The sequence below is a fragment of the Photobacterium sp. SKA34 genome (assembly GCF_000153325.1).
Lineage (GTDB): Bacteria > Pseudomonadota > Gammaproteobacteria > Enterobacterales > Vibrionaceae > Photobacterium.
Genome location: NZ_CH724145.1, coordinates 445,689 through 467,092, shown reverse-complemented (window position 1 = coordinate 467,092; position 21,404 = coordinate 445,689). Strand labels below are relative to the sequence as shown.

The window sequence follows — 21,404 nt, the reverse complement described above, 5'->3', positions numbered from 1 at the left end:
ATGGCTAAACAACCAGGACAAGATTTTCGTAGTGCACAAGGTGGCCTAGCAGAGCTTAAGTCACGCCTATTATTCGTATTAGGTGCGATCTTAATATTCCGAGCAGGTTCTTTTGTACCTATTCCTGGTATTGACGCTGCTGTACTTGCCAGTCTGTTCGAACAGCAAAAGGGTACCATCATTGAGATGTTTAACATGTTCTCTGGTGGTGCACTCTCGCGTGCTTCTATTTTAGCTCTGGGCATAATGCCGTATATTTCTGCGTCTATTATTGTTCAGTTGCTAACAGTAGTTCATCCAGCATTAGCTGAGTTGAAGAAAGAAGGTGAGGCTGGCCGTCGAAAGATAAGCCAGTACACCCGATACGGTACGCTTGTCTTGGCAACCTTCCAAGCAATTGGTATTGCAACGGGGTTACCGAGTATGATTCCAGGGCTTGTACATAATCCAGGCCCTAGTTTCTATTTTGTTGCAGTGGTTAGTTTGGTTACCGGCACCATGTTTTTAATGTGGTTAGGTGAACAGATTACCGAGCGTGGTATTGGTAACGGTATATCGTTGATTATTTTCACTGGTATCGTTGCTGGTTTACCGCCAGCGATTGGACAGACCGTAGAGCAAGCGCGTCAAGGCGAATTGCACGTACTTCTTCTACTGTTAATTGTAGTTATATCTTTTGCTGTTATTTACTTTGTAGTGTTCATGGAACGTGGTCAACGTCGTATCGTCGTTAACTACGCCAAGCGTCAACAAGGCCGTCGTGTCTTTGCTGCGCAGAGCACACACTTGCCGTTGAAAATCAACATGGCAGGTGTTATACCAGCAATTTTTGCATCGAGTATTATTCTTTTTCCAGGTACACTGGCTCAGTGGTTTGGTCAAAGTGAAGGTCTAGGTTGGTTAAGTGATATTTCACTGGCTTTAAGTCCTGGTCAGCCTTTATATGTAATGCTTTATGCTGCTGCGATTATATTCTTCTGTTTCTTCTACACCGCGTTGGTATTTAACCCACGCGAGACAGCTGATAACTTGAAGAAGTCTGGCGCATTTATACCTGGCATACGCCCGGGTGAACAGACCGCAAAATATATAGATAAAGTGATGACGCGTTTGACTCTTGCAGGTGCGTTATATATTACCTTTATCTGTCTGATCCCCGAGTTCATGATGATAGCATGGAATGTACGCTTCTATTTTGGTGGTACTTCCCTACTAATCGTAGTTGTTGTTATTATGGATTTCATGGCTCAAGTTCAGACACATTTGATGTCTCAGCAATATGAGTCAGTTTTGAAAAAGGCTAATCTGAAAGGCTACGGTCGATAAGTTTAGTTATCCATATTTACGGAGTTTAGCAATGAAAGTTCGTGCTTCCGTTAAGAAAATCTGCCGTAACTGTAAAGTTATCAAGCGCAACGGTGTTGTGCGTGTAATTTGCAGTGAGCCAAAGCATAAACAACGCCAAGGCTAATTAGCAGAAATATTTCTTGCAAATTGAAGATAGGTTGGCTACATTAGCCAACCATATTTTGTTATGTGCAAAAGAATTGTACCACCGCTGCGTATCCTCAACGGGCTCTGCAGCGGTTATTCTTGTAAAGTACTAGGAGTGAATAGTGGCCCGTATTGCAGGCATTAACATTCCTGATCAAAAGCATGCTGTTATCGCATTAACTGCGATCTACGGCATTGGTAAAACTCGTTCTCAAGCTATTTTAGCTGAAACGGGTATTGCTGAAGATGTTAAGATCAGTGAACTAACTGAAGAGCAGATCGATCTACTGCGTGATGGTGTAGCTAAGTACACTGTAGAAGGTGATCTTCGTCGTGAAATTTCCATGAACATCAAGCGTCTAATGGATCTTGGTTGTTACCGTGGTCTTCGTCACCGTCGCAGTCTACCTCTACGTGGACAGCGTACTAAAACCAACGCTCGTACCCGTAAGGGTCCGCGCAAGCCGATCAAAAAATAGTCGGATAAGGTAGAGTACAATGGCAAAACAACCAACTCGCGCTCGTAAGCGCGTACGCAAGCAAGTAGCTGATGGCGTTGCGCACATCCATGCTTCTTTCAATAACACAATCGTAACCATTACTGACCGTCAAGGTAACGCTCTATCTTGGGCTACTGCAGGTGGTTCAGGTTTCCGTGGTTCTCGTAAATCTACTCCGTTCGCTGCACAGGTTGCTGCTGAGCGTTGTGGTGAAATGGCCAAAGAATATGGCGTTAAGAACCTGGAAGTTATGGTTAAGGGCCCTGGTCCTGGTCGTGAGTCTACAATCCGTGCTTTAAATGCAGCGGGTTTCCGTATCACTAACATTGTTGATGCGACTCCGATCCCTCATAACGGTTGTCGTCCACCTAAGAAACGTCGCGTATAACGTTTCGTTTCTAGGAAATTGGAGAAAGAAAAATGGCAAGATATTTGGGTCCTAAGCTAAAGCTTAGCCGTCGCGAAGGCACTGACTTATTCCTTAAGTCTGGTGTACGTGCGATTGATACCAAGTGTAAGATTGATAACGCGCCGGGCCAACATGGTGCTCGTCGTGGTCGTCTATCTGATTACGGCGTTCAGCTTCGTGAGAAGCAGAAAGTTCGTCGTACATATGGCGTACTAGAAAAACAATTCCGTAACTACTACAAGACAGCTGCCCGCATCAAGGGTAACACAGGTGAAAACCTGCTTCAGCTTCTTGAAGGTCGTCTAGATAACGTAGTTTACCGCATGGGCTTTGGCGCAACTCGCGCAGAAGCACGTCAGTTGGTAAGCCACAAAGCGATCCTAGTTAACGGTCAAGTCGTAAACGTTCCTTCTTTCAAGGTAGCGGCAAACGACGTTGTTAGCATTCGTGAGAAAGCTAAGAACCAAGCACGCATTAAAGCAGCTCTAGAAGTTGCTACACAGCGTGAACTACCGACTTGGGTCGAAGTAGACAGCAGCAAGATGGAAGGTACGTTTAAGCGTCTTCCAGAACGTTCTGATTTGTCTGCCGACATCAATGAACACCTGATCGTCGAGCTTTACTCTAAGTAAGGCTACAGTTAAGAGAGGACACAATGCAGGGTTCTGTAACAGAATTTCTTAAGCCGCGTCTTGTTGACATCGAACAAGTTAGCACGACACACGCAAAAGTAACTCTAGAGCCATTAGAGCGTGGTTTCGGCCACACTTTAGGAAACGCTCTTCGTCGTATTTTATTATCTTCTATGCCAGGTTGTGCTGTAACAGAAGTTGAAATCGACGGTGTGTTACATGAGTACAGCACCAAAGAAGGCGTTCAGGAGGATATCCTTGAAATTCTTCTAAACCTTAAAGGTCTAGCCGTTAAGGTTGAGGGTAAAGATGAAGTTATTCTTACTCTGAACAAATCTGGTGCAGGCCCTGTTGTTGCAGGTGACATCACCCATGATGGTGATGTTGAGATTGCGAACCCAGAGCACGTAATCTGCCATATTACTGATGACAATGCTGAATTAAGCATGCGCATCAAGGTAGAACGTGGTCGTGGCTACGTACCAGCATCAGCTCGTATTCACACTGAAGAAGATGAGCGTCCAATTGGTCGTCTGTTAGTAGATGCTATTTACAGCCCAGTGGACCGTATTGCTTACGCTGTTGAAGCAGCTCGCGTTGAACAACGCACTGACTTAGATAAGCTAGTAATCGATATGGAGACTAATGGTACTCTTGATCCTGAGGAAGCTATCCGTCGTGCAGCAACTATTCTTGCTGAACAATTGGATGCATTCGTAGATCTTCGAGATGTACGTGTTCCTGAAGAGAAAGAAGAGAAGCCGGAGTTCGATCCGATCCTACTGCGTCCTGTAGACGATCTTGAACTAACTGTTCGCTCTGCTAACTGTCTAAAAGCAGAAGCGATCCACTACATCGGTGATCTTGTTCAGCGTACTGAGGTTGAGCTTCTTAAAACGCCAAACCTTGGTAAGAAGTCTTTGACAGAAATCAAAGATGTATTGGCATCTCGTGGTCTATCTCTAGGTATGCGCCTAGAAAATTGGCCGCCAGCTTCAATCGCTGAAGATTAATAGTTTACTGATATCTAGTTAGAAGGATTAGGTCATGCGCCATCGTAAGAGTGGTCGTCAACTCAACCGCAACAGCAGTCATCGTAAAGCGATGTTCAGCAACATGGCTAGCTCTCTGGTACGTCACGAATTAATTAAGACTACCTTGCCTAAAGCAAAAGAGCTACGTCGCGTAATTGAGCCTTTGATTACCCTAGCTAAGACAGACAGTGTTGCTAACCGTCGTCTTGCATTCGCTCGTACTCGTGACAACGAAGTTGTTGCGAAACTATTTAACGAACTAGGTCCTCGCTTTGCAGCGCGTCCTGGTGGTTACACTCGTATCATGAAGTGCGGTTTCCGTACTGGTGATAAAGCTCCTATGGCTTACATCGAGTTATTAGACCGTCCTGCAAAGGAAGAAGCTGCTGCTGAATAAGCAATAGCCGTTAAATAAGAAGAGAAGCCGAGTCATTAGACTCGGCTTTTTTTTTGCATGTAATTTATAATGATGAATTCATTATGTGGTTATTATGCTCTATGTGATGCTTGATAGTTCAGGTTTTGGGGGGATTGAAAGTCATGTGTTACAGCTTTCATTACTTCTCAAAGATAAGAAAATTCCATTTAAAGTTGTTTTTATCTCTAAAGCATCTAATCACCCGCTTTACTGTTTATTAGAACAAAACCAAATTGAATATTTTACATCAGCGAGTTTTGTCCATTTTTCATTGTTAGTTCAGCCTCAAGATATTTTGCATGCTCATGGATATAAATCTTCATTATGGGCTCGATGTTTAAAGTTGCTACGAAGATGTAAGGTACTTACCAGTTTTCATGCTGGTGAGTTTTTAATTGGACGTTTAGCTTTTTATGAATGGCTTAATCGCTCGACTAGTTTTTTATCGACGAATTTTGCTGTAAGTGACGAGATAAAATCCAAAGTACCTTTTCAGTGTTATGTCCTAAATAACTTTATTCATTCTATTCCTTCCTTTGTTTTACGTAGCCGGCATACGATTTTGCAAGTCGGTTTTGTTGGACGACTGTGTCATGTCAAAGGCATTGACCGCTATCTACAACTTTCTAACCAATGCCCAACCATTAAATTTCATGTGTTTGGCGATGGTGAAGAGTCTAATTTATTGGGGAGTTATCCCAATATTAAATGGCATGGTGCCGTAGAAGATATGTCATCGCACTGGAACAAAATTGATTTATTGCTTATTTCTTCACGTGCAGAAGGACTTCCAATGGCAGCTTTGGAGGCGATGGCATATGGGATTCCTGTTATAGGAACCAAAGTTGGTGATTTACCTTTACTTGTTGATACGAGATGGCTTGTTGATGAGTTCGATTGGCCAAAGTTAGTCTGGTATATCCTATGCTTTGATTCTATGACGAACAAAGAATGGCAAGCGTGTTCTAAATATAGTTACATTCAAGTTGTAACTAAATTTAGTGGTAAACAACGTTGGAATACACTTGCTAACGCTTATGGAATTAAGCAGTAATCTATCTATATATGCTAATTAACGTTTTATCATCAATAGTTGAGCGTTGTGGGTTTAGCCAGATTTTCTTATGTCTTTCTTTTGCTTGATAATGTGTTAATTGATTAATTTGTTTGATTGTTATTGGTTGGTTTGTGAGTCCATCGCTGTAACAATGAAGGCTGACATCTTTGGTTAGTGTTATGAGTTTTGGCTTTATGGTTAATTGTGTATTAATCCCTAATAAGCCCATATTTTCTTCTAGATGTATGCTCTTATCATGACTTAGTTGGAGTGCTGCAGGCATGCCGGCATTGTAGATGTGTACAGTATCCTTGTTATCTATGATTATTATCATTAAGCAAATTAAATGACGATTATTAGGTGCAGCAATCAGTTGGTGATTGAGTATCTCGCATATATCTTTTGGACTTTCTATACCCGCATCAAGCAAACCAGCAATATAGCCAAACCAGCCAATACCGTTAGCTTTAGCTAATGGGCCATGCCCCATATTATCTCCGAGGATAAGCATTGCAGGCTTATCTTTTTGGGGTTCTCGATATAATAAAAAATCGCCTTGGTTTATTGGGTGTTGATCAATATCTATAGTGATATCTCGAAGTGTAATTTGGGATGGAAATTCTGATTGGTAAGGTGTCATTTGTGCTAGTAACTGTTTTTCAAAAACAGAGGCTAGCGTGCTATGGCGCTTTAACACTCGCTTCAGTATTGTGAGTAATTTTTCTTTATTAAGTGGTTTTGTCAAGTAGTCATCAATACCTGCTCTTGCTGCTTCTAAAAGTGTGGTGTCTTTGTTATCTGCTGAGATGAAAATAAAGGGCAATGATTGGCAGTGATTGAGTTCTGTCACTTTATCCCTAAAGCTGAAACCATCTATATCAGGCATATGTAAGTCAGTGATAACCATGTCGCATCGACTGTGTGATAACCATTCTAAAGCTTCGCAAGGTTTACTAAAAAGAATAAGTTGATAATGCTGACAGAGAAAAGAGGAAAAAAGTGCAAGTTGACTCGGGCTATCATCGACAATGAGAAGTTGTGGTTTTGGTTTTTTCTGAGGAAGTTTGAACTCAATAATATTTTGGTTGTTCGTTAGATAGTATTTAAAGTCAGGAAAGTAGGTGTTGATTAGCGCTAGTCCTAATTTATTGCAAGTTGGCTCTTTTGGTAATGTCGCAGAGCTGATTTTTTCTTTCATCGCTTGCCAGTGTGAGCTATTATCAATGATCTCAAATCGTGCTTTATTATTACGTAAGCCATATTTTAATTCGATGTGACTTGCTGTTAACTTTTGATGTGCTAATAAATTAACACAATATTCATTACACACTAAAATCAGATGTTGACTGAGCTCATAACTTAAATTGAGCTTATAACTTTGTGTCTTTAACCACTGCCTGATTGCTTTTAAATTATCGTATTTTAAGCAAAATGTTTGTTTGAACAATATTTGATTGATCATTGGTACTTTCCTTGTAGGAGCTGACTGCTCTTTAGTATTGCTGCAATTTTGTCTTTAAATTTTGTTGGTAGCCACCATGCTTTGTTTTCTAAACTTTTCAACATCCGCTGTGAAAGTGTCGGATTAAATTGATCATTAATGATTATCCCTATGATATTACAGTTACTTTTTTCGATCTTTCCAATGCTTGTTAACAATTCGCTTTCTGTCGTTTTTGCTGCAGAAAGGCATAACAGAATACCATCACTGACATTGGCGATATTCACGGCAGGAAGGTTACGCCAATTAGCGGTGTTGATATTACCAGTGTCACAAATAATGTAATGATAATGCTGCTGCCAATATTGAAGAAGATAGCGAAGTTTATGGGGTTGTCTTAATGTGAGCACTGTGGATTGCTCTTTAGGTTGGGGCAATATATCTAGAAACGGGTGTTTTTTGATGAGATTTTTCTCTTTATTCTTATTTTCGGCTTCCCATGATATTGGTTCGTATCCTTGCCCTGATCCAGAAAGATCAAGATCGATCAATAGTACTTTTGTTTTGTTTTCTGAGCAGCGTTCAGCTAGCCAGTAACTCATTGTTGAACTTCCGCACTTTTGATTGCAGCTCGCAATACAAATAATGCGTAGTTGTTGCTGGTGCAATTGTTGGAATAGGTGTTCCACTTCTTCACTTAACCAAGGTTTCATAGTGCAGTCCCTATAATTAGCAAGGTGGTAACAAAACTAAATGCATCTTGAAGTCCTTGACGTAGCAGTGAAGTAGTAGAGTCTTCTTCATTCGGTACGTATACCGTATCCCCAGGACGAAGCATTGGGATGGGGGTATCTGATGGGGATTTAATGTAGTCCCGCAGACTGAACGTTTGGCTTTTATCTCCACAACATGAACTATTAACGATCATAATTTTATCTATATATGCTTTATCTGTGGGGCCGCCAGCTTCTGCTAGTAAATCGAGTAAAGACATCTGGTTGTTGAATGAGTAACGTCCTGGATTGTTGACCTCTCCCATTAATCTGACAACGCGGTTTGCTGGTTTGTCCAGCCAGTCTCCATTACGTTGTGGGATATAGATAACATCCCCTGGTACGACTTTGGGTAATAAAGTTTCATCGCCTGTTTCAAAATATAGGGTGAGATTTAAGGTTGTAACATTTGCATGGCTGCCGTTGCGATGACTGATTTTTATTTGTTGTAAATTAGCATCTTTGTTGGGGCCATCAGCAGCAGAGAGTATATCTAAAAAACTTAATTGATTATTAAAGGCATACCTTCCGGGTGCATTGACAGAGCCAAAAACATAGATTGATTCTTCTGCATTTTGTCTTATCCAAGTTGATTTATTATCACTAGGATCATTAGGAAGCTCATCAACCATAATGGTATCTCCCGGCCTAATAGTTGGGAGTGCTGCAAAGTTACCGCCTCGGTCGATAAACTTCTCTAAATCAAAATATATAATACTATTTGGATCGTTTTTATTTTTCTTGATGATGCGAATACTGCTTAAGTTGGCGGTTTCTGAAGGGCCGCCTGCAAGGGCAAAAATTTCTAAAAATGTTAGCCTTTTATTCCAATTAAATCGTCCTGGGCCTTTTACCGAACCAATTACCATGACGCTTTTATCATCTTTTGGTTTCGTGGTTTGTGGTATATAGATGACGTCACCTGGGAGCACATTTGGGAGTAAGTTTTCATTACCTGTTTCAAAGTAATTGGCGAGATTAAGGTGAGAAACGGTCGTTCTTTTACCGTTACGGTGAGTGATGAGAACATCTTGTAAATCCGCTTCACTATTTGGACCATCAGCGGCTGAGAGAATATCAAGAAATCCCTGCTCATCATTAAACGCATATCGTCCGGGGGCTCCAACAGAACCAAATATATAAATAGAGTCTTTCGGTGATTGGCGTAACCAGCTTGCCTTATTATCACTGGGATCATCCGGGAGTTCATCGACAATGATTGTCATTCCTGCGGATAAGTGCGGTAGCAATCTTTTGGGGCTTCCTTCTTTCATGAAATGTTGAAGGTTAAAGAACGATACATCATGTCCATTATCGAGATTTTCATTTTCTAAAATTAATCGAATATTACTTAAGTTGGCTCGTTTTGTTGGACCTTCGGCATGGGCTAGTAGATCCATAAAGTCCATTACGGGACTCCATTCATAGCGTCCAGGTACGTTGACGGCACCGATGATTTTAATTGAGCGATCTTCTGTTATTTTAAGCCATGACTTTTCACTAACATTGGCTTTCTCTGGGACAAAAACAACATCGCCAGTTTTCATATGTGGAATATCATAAGTATGTGGTGATTTGGTATATTCGACTAAGTTTATTGTCATTGGAGCTTCTGTTTCGCTAAGGATTTTTATCTGAGTGGTATCAGCGAAACGGGTTGGTCCTCCGGCATTGGCGAGCACATCAATAAATCTTGTTTTTTTTCCTATCTCATAAGGCCCTGCAGCTTTTACTTCTCCCATGACAAAAACGGTTCTCGATGTTGTATTGATATCATCGACTTCAATTGGGGCAAAAATGGTTGTTCCCGGTTTTATTGGAGGCAGTAAAGATTCATCGCCAGTATCTAAGTAAGACTTTAAATCAAGTTGATACGGTTTGTTATTGGTAATGACACGGATCTTCGTTACATCAGCATGATGAGTAACGCCATCAGCTCTCATCAGCGCATCAACGACATTCATTTCGGGTTTATAGCTAAAGGTTCCTGGGTTTCTAACTTCGCCGAACAGGGTCAGCCCATCTCGCTCATTAGCATCTCCTGTGTTTTGTATTGCAGCCGCATCAAAATCAACTTCGATATTACCCAATAAAGGCGAAACAGGAACAAAAACGGTGTCACCATTTGTTAGTGTTGGCAAGGAAGATGGATCGCCAGTATCTAAGTACTTTTTATAATTGAATTGTTGAGATGTGCCGTTTTGGGTGATGGAGAACTTATCTAGTTGTGCCCCCGGCCTTGCCCCTCCGACCGCAGCAAGTGCTAATTGAATATTGCTATTGGGTTTGAGCGAAACGGTGCCAGGCTTTTCAACATACCCAAGAACATGGATACGGATAAGTTGTTCTTTTAAGGTAAGCTTAAAATCATTAAGGTTAAGATAGATTGATGATAATTTTTTCTTTATTTTTTGTTCAGCATCTTTGATCGTGAGATCTGCAATGGATACCGTGCCTATCTCTGGGAGTTGAATTTTACCGTTATCATCAATTATGAAATCGTCACGGAATGCTTTTTCGCCAGGCACAAATAGGAAAATACGATCGCCTGCCGTTAGCTTGATTGTATTGTCTGCCCGTAAAGGGGAGCATATCAAGAGAATGAGTAGGCAGAAGACACGGATCATAAGCCATCTCGTATTGCATGCCAGTCCTTTATATCAAATACGCGATGAATAGACTGAGTGTGATGTTCAACCAAGACTCTTGCTTCTACTTTCCTATTATTAAGCTGTTTTGTGAGAGTATTATCGGCAACAGCTTGGTTTTCTCCTACGCTAAATACACTGATCTGATTAGTATCAACGCCATTTTCTATTAGGAAATCTTTTACAGCATTGGCTCTTTCTAAGCCAAGCATGTAATTACCTTGTATGTGGCCTTGGCTATCGGTATAGCCAGTAAGTTGCAAATGCCAGTGACTTTGACGCTTTAAAATTTCGGCAGCATAGCGGAGAGATTCCTGATATTTAGGCAACAAAGTTGTTTTATTTAACGCAAACTGGTTGTCAACTTCCATATATAATAAAAAACGTTCTTTGAGTTCGACTTCAGAGTAATTAGGTTGAAGACAAAGGGTGTGATATTCCAACCAATCCATTTGTTGTTGAATGACTGCGTTTTGCGTTTGGTATTTTAAAAGGGTCATTTCGGCATCATGGTCAAAACCGTTCAAGGCTTCCTTCCGTGCTTGTAAGTACAAGTTTTGTAATCGGATATATTGACCGGGGAGACAATGTTTAGCTCCTCTTATCGCCAGTAGTTGTAGTTCAAACTGATGAAGTTCAAGTTGGCGTAATTGTGCTTGTTTGGGAGGAGGTAAAGGGGTCTCACCTGGAACAGGCCAGAAACTACTGCAACCCGTCAGTAGCAAAAAAAATGCGACAAGTAGCAATAAGGGGGCCCTCATTAGGTCAACTCTGCAGATGTGATGAGCGGGATGACTTTATCAATCCTGAGCATCTGCATCAGCTCTCTAGGCTGACCGTTAACATTAAGTAGACGTAAACGACGACCTCGGCTTTTTAAGCGCTTATAGAGAAAAACAATTGCACCAATACCACATGAATCGATAAATTGGACTTTTGTCATATCAATGACGAGTTCCATACGCTCGGTTTGGCTGAGAACATCAAATTCACTTTCAAGCTCTCTGGCTCTTTGCGCATCAAATTCATCTTGTAGAGCAAGTGCGATAACCGAACTGGATGATGCGAACATAGTTTTTCCTTATTCTCTATTTTAAATAATATGATTCAAAGGTTGTGCCAACTATTGTCCACGTCTCGTTACCATAATGTATGCTGTTTTGAGCAATATCCAGCAGTCCATTCTAAGCCATTGTAATGGTGACGCTAACGCGATAGCGTAGGCATGATCCCATGCGATCTTCGCTTTAACGTCTTCTATACAACTATCATAGCCTTGATTTACTTGCGCTAACCCTGTGATACCAGGGCGTAAGCCTCGGGTTCGTTCTAAGTAGAAAGGCAATGCATTTTGCAAATTTCCACATAGTTCAGGGCGCTCAGGGCGGGGGCCAATTAATGACATGTCTCCCTTTATCACATTAATAAATTGAGGCAGTTCATCTAATCGTGTATCTCTTAAGAAGCAGCCTATTCGTGTGATTCTAGGGTCATTTTTCTGAGACCATACGGCCCCACTTTTTGCTTCAGCGTTAGGTTTCATGGTGCGAAATTTCAACATTGAGAACAACATAATATGTTCATCATTTATTTGTCCGACACGTACTTGTCGATAAAAAATATCACCTTTGGAATCTAATCGTATCAGTAAGGCAATAAGAGGCCATAGCGGGAGTGTGAGTAATAATCCGATACAACTTAGAAGAATATCGAAGAAGCGTTTGAGGACAATGGTAAAAGAATGTTGGTAGGCATTGATAGGCGGCTGTTTTTTCCAACCATGTTTAAATTGTCCAAAGAGATAGCGCAGCATACCAATTAAAGAAGATAGGTAACTGCCTATTAAATAATGTAATTTATCTAAAAGTTTATTTTTAACACCTAATAAAGGGAGTGCCGCAAGGCCATATCCAACAACTTGTAACCCTGTTAACCATAGGGCGAGGAGTGATCCATGGGCGGCGAGATAGCAGGTTATGCTTAGGTACATGATAAAAAGAAAAGGCATTATGGTTCTTAAACCTTTACCGGAAGCGAATAACCATTTTACCCCTGGCTGGTGGAGATTAAACACAAAGCGACAGCGGATCAGCTGTTGTAAGTTACCTGCGCCAATACGTTGTCTTCGTTGATGGGTTTGTTCATTACTACTGATATCGAGTTCAATACTGTTTATGCATTCATTATAAATAACATTATAACCTTGCTTTAGAACTTGCATCGGCAGCATGAAATCGTCATTGATGGTGTCGTAAGGCAATGGCTGAAATAAGCGAGCTCGCATAATATAAAAAGCGCCATTGCCGCCAATAACACTGCCTAAATGTGATTCCGCGAAGCGCATATTATTTTGCCAAGACCAGTATTGCTTCTCACCAGTATTGCCATCATAAATAAGGTAATTACCTGTGATTGCGCCAACTTTAGGATCGTTAAAACTGTGAGTTGCTTGCTTAAGGGCATCTATCGAGATAAGTGCTGATACATCACTTAATGCAACCAGTTCTGCATAAGGTTGTGCCATCGTCATTAGTTGATTAAGGCGCGCTAACTTTCCTTTATTGCTGGTACAAATTTGCAACTTAAAGTGAATATTAGCTCGTTGGAATTGCCTCTCCCATTGGTGACAAAGTTCTGCGGTTGCATCGCTACAACCATCGCAACAAATGAAAATAAAAAGTTTGTCGGCGGGATAGTCAAGCATCAATAAATTAGCGAGTTTATCGTTAATATGTGCTTCCTCATTATAGGCAGGAATGAGGATCGCAATGGCAGGAAAACTATCAGGCTCTACAGTAATAATTTTTCGTTTCAAGTGTTGCCCATACCACACCATAACTGCGCTGTAGATAACATGATGATAAATAATAATGATCGATAGAGTTAAAAGGATAAACCAACTTATCATCATGGCTCGCTCCTTATTTCGCTAGGGCTTCATAAGCTGCTGTCATCGTTCTTACATCAGCAACGTGTTGGATGAAATGCGCTGTTTTTTTTTCATTGACTTTATGTGTCAGTACATGTTCTAGAGCGTGAGCTAATTGGACAGGATCATTTGGTGATATTAATACGCTGTTTTCTGGATGGGCGACATCGGGGATCGCACCAATATTTGATGCCACAATTGGTTTACCGCAAGCTTGTGCTTCAAGCAAAGCTAAGGGGAGCCCCTCATGACGTGATGGCATACAGAACACATCAATAGCGCGATAAAAAGAACGCATATTTTTACAATAACCCAACCAGTGAATACGGTGCTTAAGCTGTAAACGACAGGCTAGCTGTTTAAGGTTTGATAACTGCTCGCCATCACCAGCGATAACAAGGTGATAATGCTCTGGAAGTGATGATAGGGCGAGAAGCATGGTATCAATCCCTTTTTCTGTAACCAGCCGCCCAGCACAACCAATGAGTATCTGTTCCTGAGGCAATGCTAAGTCATGACGAGAGTCTGCTTGATCACCAATACAGTAAAAGTGACAGTCGATACCGTTATTAATAATATGATCGGCTGGACGACCTAATCGCTGATGAAGTTCTTTGGCTATTGTCGGTGCGTCGGCGACGAGTTCAACATGTTTATTTTTTAATAGCCACCGGGTGAGGGTCTGCTGTTTTGGCTCTTCTAGATGCCAGCTGTCGTGCTCAGTATGTATGTGGGTTGTACTTAATCCTAATAGTGCGAGTCGACTATAAAGTAAGGGGCCTAAGTGATGGCTATGAACCGTGGTGATCTTAAGCTTATTAACGAGTTTTCTTAATTGATAAGCGGTGTGGAGATGTATACCTGAGGGTTTATTTAAAAATATTAATTGTTTTTTAAAGGCTGCTAATTCAGGCCACGCTGAAATAGCGGAGGTGGTCGTTTCTTCTAATGAAGCAATATAAACACGATGATTCGATGAGGCAAAGCGAACCAAATTAAGAACGAGTTTTTCTAATCCGCCAGGACGTAAATGTTGGACAACTTGTAGTGTTCTAATCATGCTCAAGTTCCTTTGAGAAGTAAGGAATGCGCACCAAGATTGGGTAAGATACTAGCTGTCTGATATGGTTGGATTGATATAATCGCGTATCAAAAATAATCGTGATGCCTACAAGAAATAAAGCAATGACTGCGCCAAAAAGAATGCCGGATAAAAAGTTAACCCACCAAGGCCAATTTTGAGGAGCATTTGGTACTGAAGGTTTATCTATTATTTTTAGTTTGTCTGGTTCTTCAAAGCGTCCAAGGTGACCGGTGACTCTAGCCATTTCATAGCGTTCGAGAAGTTGGTTATAAATGGTCGATTTGACCTTATAATTACGCTCTAAGCTGGTGAGTTTTTTTTCTAATTCTGCAAACTCAACTCGTTTTCCTATGATATTTTCAGCTTGTTTTTTGAGTAAAACGAGCTCTTGATTGATAGCATCAATTTCAGATTCTGCCTGTTGTAAGGCTTCAAATTGACTGAGTAATATAGGTTGGGATTGGTTTTCAGGATCTTGAGAACTATTGGCTAGTCGTTGCCATAAGCTGTCGATTTGATCTGGCGTGAGTGATTGCTGTAATTCAACTTGTCGAGTTCGCTCTTGTTTTAGTCTGTTTAAACGGCGGAGTACATTTTTAATTGATGAGTGTTTATCGGTATAGCTGGCACGTAATATAGCAAGTTCGGCTTCGGCGGTAACAATTTCTTGCTCTAGTTTACCGATAACAGGGTTAGTATTAATGAGCGTTTTATACATGCTGTCACGTTTACTTTTAGCGTGGAGTAAAGCCAGCTCTGATTCGTTTATTTTCCTAAGCAATTTAGTACTAGTATCAACATTGACGCCTTGCAGGAGCGGTAAGTTATCGGCATTTTCTGCTTTAAAGGTGGCAAGTTCACTTTCCGCAAGTTCTAAATCTTTTTGGGTTGTTGTTAATTGTTTTTGTAAAAACACTTCTGAATTATCAACCGATGCTCGTCCAGGGGCTCGTAGCTTTTCTAAGAAAATTCGAGAAAGAGTATTTAATATCTCTGGAATTTGTTCAGGTTGCTCCCATACAAGACTTATTTGAACGAGATCGTTACCTGTCAAATCAAGGTTGATTCCTTTTTCGAGTTGAACGGTAACGTATTTAATTTGTTGCGGGTTTTTATCTGGTACCAGATCGAGTTCATCAATCACTATAGCTAAGGTCGATTGGCTTTGGATCACCACCTGGAGTGCTTTAATTCGTTGCTGTAGATTCATTGAAATAGACAAATCTTCTAAAAAAGGGTTAAGCAATGCGGCCTCCTGAACCAAAATAGTGGTTTCAGAGTAGTAATACTTAGTTTTAAGAAAACCGCCTATCGTCATTAGAAAAGGCATAATGATGATGGGTAAAATTAATAAATAACGATGAAGCCATAATCCATAAAGCAATGGATATAGCCGTGTTATAAAGAGATGGCGCATACCGTCAGTTACTCCGAAGGAGCAACGTATCGATTGTTATTTGAGGGGAATACTCCAAGGTTAAAGGGATTTGATGCTCTTGTGCGATCTTCTCTATGTTTTGCATGCGCTTTTGGCTGTGTAATAAAGCTTCAAATTTATTATTGAGCTTAGCAGGGCCGACAGTTGCTGTTATTTGATTATATGAGAAGGTTGAAAAAAATTGGATGATTTTACGGTGTTGCTCTGCGGTTAATGTCACTTGCTCTGAACTAAAAAATAGCTCTAGTTGCTTATTTGATTGCGAGTTACTGGCACACCCAACCAAACCTAACAAGATGATTAGATAAATTGTTCTTATCATCACGCATCCCTTTTTCTTGTGTGTATAAGAAATCCTGCAAAAAGAGTGCCTAATGTAAGTATTTGTTATTCACCCGTCGAACATCGTATTTTTTGTATAGTATGAATTATCTTTTCTATACGTATTTCCCAGCTGTCATCCTGTACACATTGGTACGCTTTTTGTTTATATTCTGCTACTTGCTGTGGGTTTAACTGTGTAATGCGATCAATTGCCGAGAGCCATTCTAACTGAGTTGTCGCAATTGACACTAAAGGTGAGTACTCTTCTGCTGCTTTGAAATCACTGCTGATTACAGGACATCCAGCAGCTAAATATTCTCTTAATTTTAAGGGATTACACATTTTAATTTGTTGATTGTTTATGAAAGGTAAAATAGCGGCATGCCAATGTTGTAGATAACTAGCAAGTTGATGATGAGGAATAGCTGGTAATAGATGGATATTCTCATTTTGCAATTGCTGAACTTGAGGACAGTCCTTATTACCAAGTAAATAAAATTGGATCTGTGGACGAGCTAATGCAAGTTGTTGTAATAATTCGTAATCAAGCCAATTATTTAAACTGCCATAAAAGCCAATATTTATTTTCTCTCTACCAATTGCTGGTGGGCACTCTTGTTTTGATTGAAATAAATGAATATCAACACCATGGGGCAAATAATGCGTCTTGTGTTTCGGGAAACGCGCCATTAATTGTCTGTTTGCCACATAAATAAGATCGGCTTGTATGCTCAGAGTTTGTTCTGCTTGTATTGCTTTAGCGTGATCGACGCCAGTTAGTGCTGAAAAGTCATCTCCGCAGTAATAAATGATTAAATCAGCTTGGCAAAGTTCGATATATTCAATCGCACTTGGTAAGGCTATCCATAACACTCGATATTGTCTTTTTTGGGGGAGTTGTGTCGCTAATAGCCTCTTATTAATGTACTTCATCGTTTTACTTCGAGCTAATGGCCAAACGAGAGGTTTAATGATCTTTTTTAAATTTGTGGAGGAGGTTTCAGTGTCAGCTATTACGCTACGGCGAATAAAAGCCATGAGCTTTTCGATGACACGCCTGATATCTTTAGCTTGAAGTTGGGGTTGCCTTAAACCAATAGAATTGATCCAGTAGACGGGATATAGCTTCGCAATGACTGATATTAAGTGCTGAGTGCTAGATGGATGCCGCCCCCAATCTTCACCAAAAATAATAAATTCTATATCACGATCCATGATTCAAATCCTTTTGATGGAGTTGTTCGCTATTACGGGTTAATCGATCGGTTGCAATTAATAAGCTTAATAAAATATAAAAAGGCCACGTTGTTCCTTGCGTTAGAAAAGTACCACTGACAGAAAATGAAATCATGCCAAGCCAGAACCCTTCAGCAAGAGGTTGATATATAGATCGTTTTAATCGTTTAAGTAAGCGGTAACTAAGTTGAAAAGTTTTTATCAATAAAATAGCAAATATGAACAGCCCGACAAATCCATTCTCAGCTAATATCTCAAACCAAGAGCTATGAACTGCATGGTTCCTGCCATCCCAATGTACGGAATAAAAATAGTAATTATTATAAAAATTACCTAATCCAACACCAGTTAATGGATGATCGATTGCCATCTTTATCGCAGCGCCCCAAGCATAAAGGCGCCCCATTGCAGACTCATCAATGCTTCCTGTACTCGCCGTTGAAACAAATCTGTTTTCAATACCTGAAGTGATAAATAAAACAATGATCCCAAGGACTGTAATGATAAGTGGCGTGACGATATTTTTACTACGGAGTAGTAGTGACATAAATACCACACTAATTACCCCCAGCTGCCCACCTCTACTTTCAGTTGCTGCAATACCTGCTAGGAGTGTAATACTGATGAGCATAGCAATAAGACGAGAAATTATGTGACCGTGAAAAATATAAACAGCAGTAAATGATAGCGGAAATAAAAGGACTAAAGAGAGATCATTAGGATCGCCGAGCATTGATCCAAATGCTCGCCCGATCGTGACACGTGTTTCTTCGACTAATCCAATCTCATAGTGTTTGTTATACAACGTAATAGACGCAATCAATAAACCACAAAGAAAGAGTAAAAAAGGAATTTTTTTCAGTTGAGAAATATGGGTGGGTAATAAACTAATAGCAAAAACCATTAAAACGATTTTGAGAAAGTTGCCAGACAACATTTCAAATGATTCCGCTCTATTGGAAGCAAATACACAGCTAATACTGACCCAAAATGCAAAGCAAAGTAGCCATGTATGTAATGGATGCCACTTGAAGTTACGGTAGTTCATCCACAACTGCCAACTTAATCCTATCAAACAAGCAAGTGCTAATAACTTGGGGATTTTAAAGGGTTCAAGAAATGGCATTGCTTCATGTAAGCGAAAATATGAAAAAAGAATAAACCAAATACAGAGTAAGAAGGCACGTTTAACAACAAAGGGCAGGGCCAGTATTCCAAGAAAAGCAAGGTAATGTTTAAACGTGTAATTGCTCACGATAAAGCAACTTATCGTACTAAACAAAGCAATGATAATTTGCTTACCCTTTGTCATAGATCACCTGTAATACATGGCGATAATTACATCGGTGACGCCAAGGCCAATAGATTTGAAGGCAAAGAAGAGGAGTTAACAGGATAAGAACATAAGTGAGTTGATATTGCTGACAAAAGCAAATCAGCATAACAAGCGAAAAACTGACAAACAAATTAGAGAGAGGGTATAACAAAGGGAGGTGGTGTTGACTGTAAAAGTAAAAAATAAAAAGGCGTAATGCCTGAATCGCAATTCCACAATAGATCAATACGAGAATATCGAATAAAGGTAAGACATAAATAAAAACGAGTAACGATAGTAGTGTTGACAAGCTATTAATTAATAATATTCCCTGTCCATGTTCGTGGTAATAGCAGCCGACGTTGAGAAAAGTACAACAGCCTTTCAGCATTAACCACAATGCGATAAATGGGATAAGAACACTACTGTAATCAAATTCAGCATTAAGCCAAAACCTTAAAAAAACAGGGCCAAATAAAAGAACAAAAGCTGAAATTAATACGCATAGCTGGCAAGCTAAAATAGTAATATTGGCTAAGTGTTGTTTACGTTCTTCTGTATTGATAAAGCTAAATCGTTTTGGAAACCACCACAACGCAAAAGGTTCTATTAATAAACTAGCAGCGACCCCCCACTGCATTGCTATAGCATAAGGAGATACAGCTTCTACTCCTAAATAATGCGCGATAGCCCAACGCTCAGCACCTAATGAAATAAAACCTAATAATCCTGAAAGAGTTAGAATAGCGCCATATTTTAATAATGCGGGGCTAATTGATAAATGCGGTATTGGCCATTGTTTATAGAGTAAAACACTACACACGACTTGTGCGATCAATCCCGCTAAAGCCATACCATCAACTTTCCATGTAGCGACCAATAAGAGCGTTAAGGCTGCTTGCAATAATGCTGTTATAAGTAAAATACTTACAAAGTGTTTGGCATTGTTATCAATTCGAAGCTTTGCTAGAGGGATCGCGTTCAGAGAGTTAAAGTAAATAGTAAAAATAAAGCAATTAAATGCAAAAAGTGGTGGTGGCCCAGGTAAAAGTGTTTGAATATCTTGATTAAAAAAAACAAGCAGGCTAGTGATTATTGCGCCACATAATATGACTTGCCATAAAGCTTGACCTAATAAACGTGTTGGATTGGATGAATCATGATAAAAACGATAAAGGCCATCAATGACGCCTAGACTAATAATCAACGATAAGAATGTAGTTAAAACTAATAAGACATCAAGCTTACCATACCCTTCCAAGCCTAATTGTTCTGTAACATAAGGTTGAAGTAGCAATCCCATCAGTTTACAAAGTACGATACCAATCCCATAAACTGCAACAACCTTTAATGTGTTCATAGTGCTTCAATCCACTGTGATAGCCGTTGCGCTTGAGCTTTTGCAGTAAAGGTTTTCATGACATGCCGATAACCGAGCTCTCGTTGAGTTTTTAATTCCCTATGGCTCTTTAGCTGGTGGTTTGTAATCGCCGTTGCTAATTGTTCTGGTGAATTTCTATTTATCATCACTCCTATATCTTGGGAAAGGATCTCAGTACAGCCAACAAGGTTGGTAGTAATAATAGGGATCCCTAATGCAAGTGCTTCTTTTAAGACTAATGGGCCGGTATCTGTATCACCATTATTAGCAATGGTAAAAGGAGCAATTAGTCCTTGATAGCGTTCAGCGTGAGATCGTAGCCAATCTGCATTTTGACTTCCTAAAAAAGAAACAGTGTGTAAGAGTCCATGCTGTTTACAAAAAGATATTAGCTCCGCTTTTTGTGGTCCATCACCAACAATATCAATTTCAATAGGTTGTTTTAGTCGTTGTATTGCTTTCAATAATGTAATGATCCCTTTTTTTTCAACCAATCGACCAATAAATAAAAAACGTATAGATGGAGACCAATCATTATTTAAGGTGGGATAGTTTTGTTCTTCAATCCCACAAGGTAGATAGTGAACTGGTGTCTTTGTTAGTGATTGCAGATGATCATGCATTGCCTTTGTCACAGCGCAGCAAAACTGACAATGGGAAAGCTTGGCTTGTAAATCTTGAGGTCCAGCATAGATATCAGCGCCATGACCAACAAATGACACTGAAATATTCAATATTTTTGCCGCAACGATTGCAATCGCTGTACTATGCCAAGCAAAATGCGCATGAAGATGTCGACATTGATAGCGATGTGCCCACAAAGCTAACTGTAACCCCTGTCGGATTAGTGCCAGTCTTCCAAATTCACGCTGCTGATATATGAAAGGTAAACTTCTTATCGAACGGGTGATGTGGCGTAAACTATAGTAGGGAAGGGCTGAGGGGTAGCAACATTGCTTCATTAATGGAATATCAGCACGTTGGAAGTCTTGACCTTTTATAAATGAAAACGGAACAACATGATGGCCAAGCGCTATCATTGCTCTCATTTCAACACCTGTGAACGTTTCAGATAAGGTAGGAAAACAAGGGATCACATAACCAATTGTCTTCATCACAGTGCTCCGCTAATGACTTTCAATAAAGAATTCAAACTTAGTGCCATGTTTCAGTGACACTCAAGTAAGAAAATCATCAACTATTAAGACAGATTGCATCGCATCGTGATTAAACGTCTTGTGTTTTGCAATTAGTGACTAATATTGGATGAAACAATTTGCTAATAGGAAAG

At 40.1% G+C, this 21,404-nt stretch carries 21 protein-coding genes; 8 read left to right on the top strand and 13 right to left on the bottom strand.

The window, feature by feature from the left end; genetic code table 11:
• The 8 genes from secY (at position 1) to SKA34_RS20665 (ending at position 5,541) form a co-directional block, all read left to right on the top strand.
• Positions 1-1,326 carry a preprotein translocase subunit SecY gene (secY, locus tag SKA34_RS20700; protein ID WP_006647428.1) on the top strand — a complete coding sequence of 442 codons (1,326 nt, stop codon included), beginning with the start codon at positions 1-3 and terminating at the stop codon, positions 1,324-1,326.
• A gap of 31 nt (positions 1,327-1,357) precedes the next feature.
• Complete coding sequence (gene rpmJ / locus SKA34_RS20695; protein ID WP_000868186.1) at positions 1,358-1,471, top strand: 50S ribosomal protein L36; 114 nt, start codon at positions 1,358-1,360, stop codon at positions 1,469-1,471.
• Between the two features lie 145 nt (positions 1,472-1,616).
• Positions 1,617-1,973: a 30S ribosomal protein S13 gene (gene rpsM, locus SKA34_RS20690; RefSeq protein ID WP_005370966.1), complete on the top strand. Its 357-nt coding sequence runs from the start codon at positions 1,617-1,619 to the stop codon at positions 1,971-1,973.
• Between the two features lie 19 nt (positions 1,974-1,992).
• Positions 1,993-2,382: a 30S ribosomal protein S11 gene (rpsK, locus tag SKA34_RS20685; protein WP_005370963.1), complete on the top strand. Its 390-nt coding sequence runs from the start codon at positions 1,993-1,995 to the stop codon at positions 2,380-2,382.
• A 32-nt stretch (positions 2,383-2,414) separates the two neighbouring features.
• Positions 2,415-3,035 (top strand): 30S ribosomal protein S4, encoded by a 621-nt coding sequence (rpsD, locus tag SKA34_RS20680; protein WP_005370959.1) that lies wholly within the window; start codon positions 2,415-2,417, stop codon positions 3,033-3,035.
• A gap of 23 nt (positions 3,036-3,058) precedes the next feature.
• Positions 3,059-4,048, top strand: a complete 990-nt coding sequence (gene rpoA / locus SKA34_RS20675) for a DNA-directed RNA polymerase subunit alpha (RefSeq protein WP_006647427.1) — start codon at positions 3,059-3,061, stop codon at positions 4,046-4,048.
• Positions 4,049-4,082: 34 nt separating this feature from the next.
• Positions 4,083-4,466, top strand: coding sequence for a 50S ribosomal protein L17 (rplQ, locus tag SKA34_RS20670; protein WP_005370955.1), 384 nt, complete (start codon positions 4,083-4,085; stop codon positions 4,464-4,466).
• 94 nt (positions 4,467-4,560) lie between these two features.
• Positions 4,561-5,541 (top strand): glycosyltransferase family 4 protein, encoded by a 981-nt coding sequence (locus SKA34_RS20665; protein ID WP_039860988.1) that lies wholly within the window; start codon positions 4,561-4,563, stop codon positions 5,539-5,541.
• A gap of 1 nt (position 5,542) precedes the next feature.
• Here SKA34_RS20665 and SKA34_RS20660 read toward each other — a convergent pair whose 3' ends face one another.
• The 13 genes from SKA34_RS20660 to SKA34_RS20600 all read right to left on the bottom strand — a co-directional run bounded on the left by SKA34_RS20660 (position 5,543) and on the right by SKA34_RS20600 (position 21,228).
• Positions 5,543-7,006: a response regulator gene (locus SKA34_RS20660; RefSeq protein WP_006647424.1), complete on the bottom strand. Its 1,464-nt coding sequence runs from the start codon at positions 7,004-7,006 to the stop codon at positions 5,543-5,545.
• Entirely contained in the window at positions 7,003-7,698 is a 696-nt protein-coding gene (locus SKA34_RS20655) for a hypothetical protein (RefSeq protein ID WP_006647423.1), read from the bottom strand. Before SKA34_RS20655 ends, SKA34_RS20660 begins: the two co-directional genes overlap by 4 nt.
• The gene (locus SKA34_RS20650) at positions 7,695-10,385 is read right to left on the bottom strand and encodes an SLBB domain-containing protein (protein WP_006647422.1); all 2,691 of its coding nucleotides are present in this window, start codon (positions 10,383-10,385) and stop codon (positions 7,695-7,697) included. Before SKA34_RS20650 ends, SKA34_RS20655 begins: the two co-directional genes overlap by 4 nt.
• Positions 10,382-11,167: an OmpA family protein gene (locus SKA34_RS20645; protein WP_006647421.1), complete on the bottom strand. Its 786-nt coding sequence runs from the start codon at positions 11,165-11,167 to the stop codon at positions 10,382-10,384. Before SKA34_RS20645 ends, SKA34_RS20650 begins: the two co-directional genes overlap by 4 nt.
• Positions 11,167-11,478, bottom strand: a complete 312-nt coding sequence (locus SKA34_RS20640; RefSeq protein WP_006647420.1) for an STAS domain-containing protein — start codon at positions 11,476-11,478, stop codon at positions 11,167-11,169. The genes SKA34_RS20645 and SKA34_RS20640 overlap by 1 nt, the downstream gene beginning before the upstream one ends.
• A 51-nt stretch (positions 11,479-11,529) precedes the next feature.
• Positions 11,530-13,317 carry a sugar transferase gene (locus SKA34_RS20635; RefSeq protein ID WP_006647419.1) on the bottom strand — a complete coding sequence of 596 codons (1,788 nt, stop codon included), beginning with the start codon at positions 13,315-13,317 and terminating at the stop codon, positions 11,530-11,532.
• Positions 13,318-13,327: 10 nt separating this feature from the next.
• The gene (locus SKA34_RS20630; protein ID WP_006647418.1) at positions 13,328-14,395 is read right to left on the bottom strand and encodes a glycosyltransferase; all 1,068 of its coding nucleotides are present in this window, start codon (positions 14,393-14,395) and stop codon (positions 13,328-13,330) included.
• On the bottom strand, positions 14,388-15,836 hold the full coding sequence (locus SKA34_RS20625) for a sugar transporter (protein WP_039860986.1): 1,449 nt from the start codon (positions 15,834-15,836) through the stop codon (positions 14,388-14,390). Before SKA34_RS20625 ends, SKA34_RS20630 begins: the two co-directional genes overlap by 8 nt.
• Positions 15,837-15,840: 4 nt before the next feature.
• On the bottom strand, positions 15,841-16,179 hold the full coding sequence (locus SKA34_RS20620) for a hypothetical protein (RefSeq protein ID WP_006647416.1): 339 nt from the start codon (positions 16,177-16,179) through the stop codon (positions 15,841-15,843).
• A 65-nt stretch (positions 16,180-16,244) separates the two neighbouring features.
• Positions 16,245-17,396, bottom strand: coding sequence for a glycosyltransferase (locus SKA34_RS20615; protein ID WP_006647415.1), 1,152 nt, complete (start codon positions 17,394-17,396; stop codon positions 16,245-16,247).
• Positions 17,386-18,729 (bottom strand): O-antigen ligase family protein, encoded by a 1,344-nt coding sequence (locus SKA34_RS20610; RefSeq protein WP_006647414.1) that lies wholly within the window; start codon positions 18,727-18,729, stop codon positions 17,386-17,388. Before SKA34_RS20610 ends, SKA34_RS20615 begins: the two co-directional genes overlap by 11 nt.
• Positions 18,716-20,092, bottom strand: a complete 1,377-nt coding sequence (locus SKA34_RS20605) for a lipopolysaccharide biosynthesis protein (RefSeq protein ID WP_006647413.1) — start codon at positions 20,090-20,092, stop codon at positions 18,716-18,718. The genes SKA34_RS20610 and SKA34_RS20605 overlap by 14 nt, the downstream gene beginning before the upstream one ends.
• Positions 20,089-21,228, bottom strand: a complete 1,140-nt coding sequence (locus tag SKA34_RS20600) for a glycosyltransferase family 4 protein (protein ID WP_006647412.1) — start codon at positions 21,226-21,228, stop codon at positions 20,089-20,091. The genes SKA34_RS20605 and SKA34_RS20600 overlap by 4 nt, the downstream gene beginning before the upstream one ends.
• Positions 21,229-21,404: the final 176 nt, after the last annotated feature.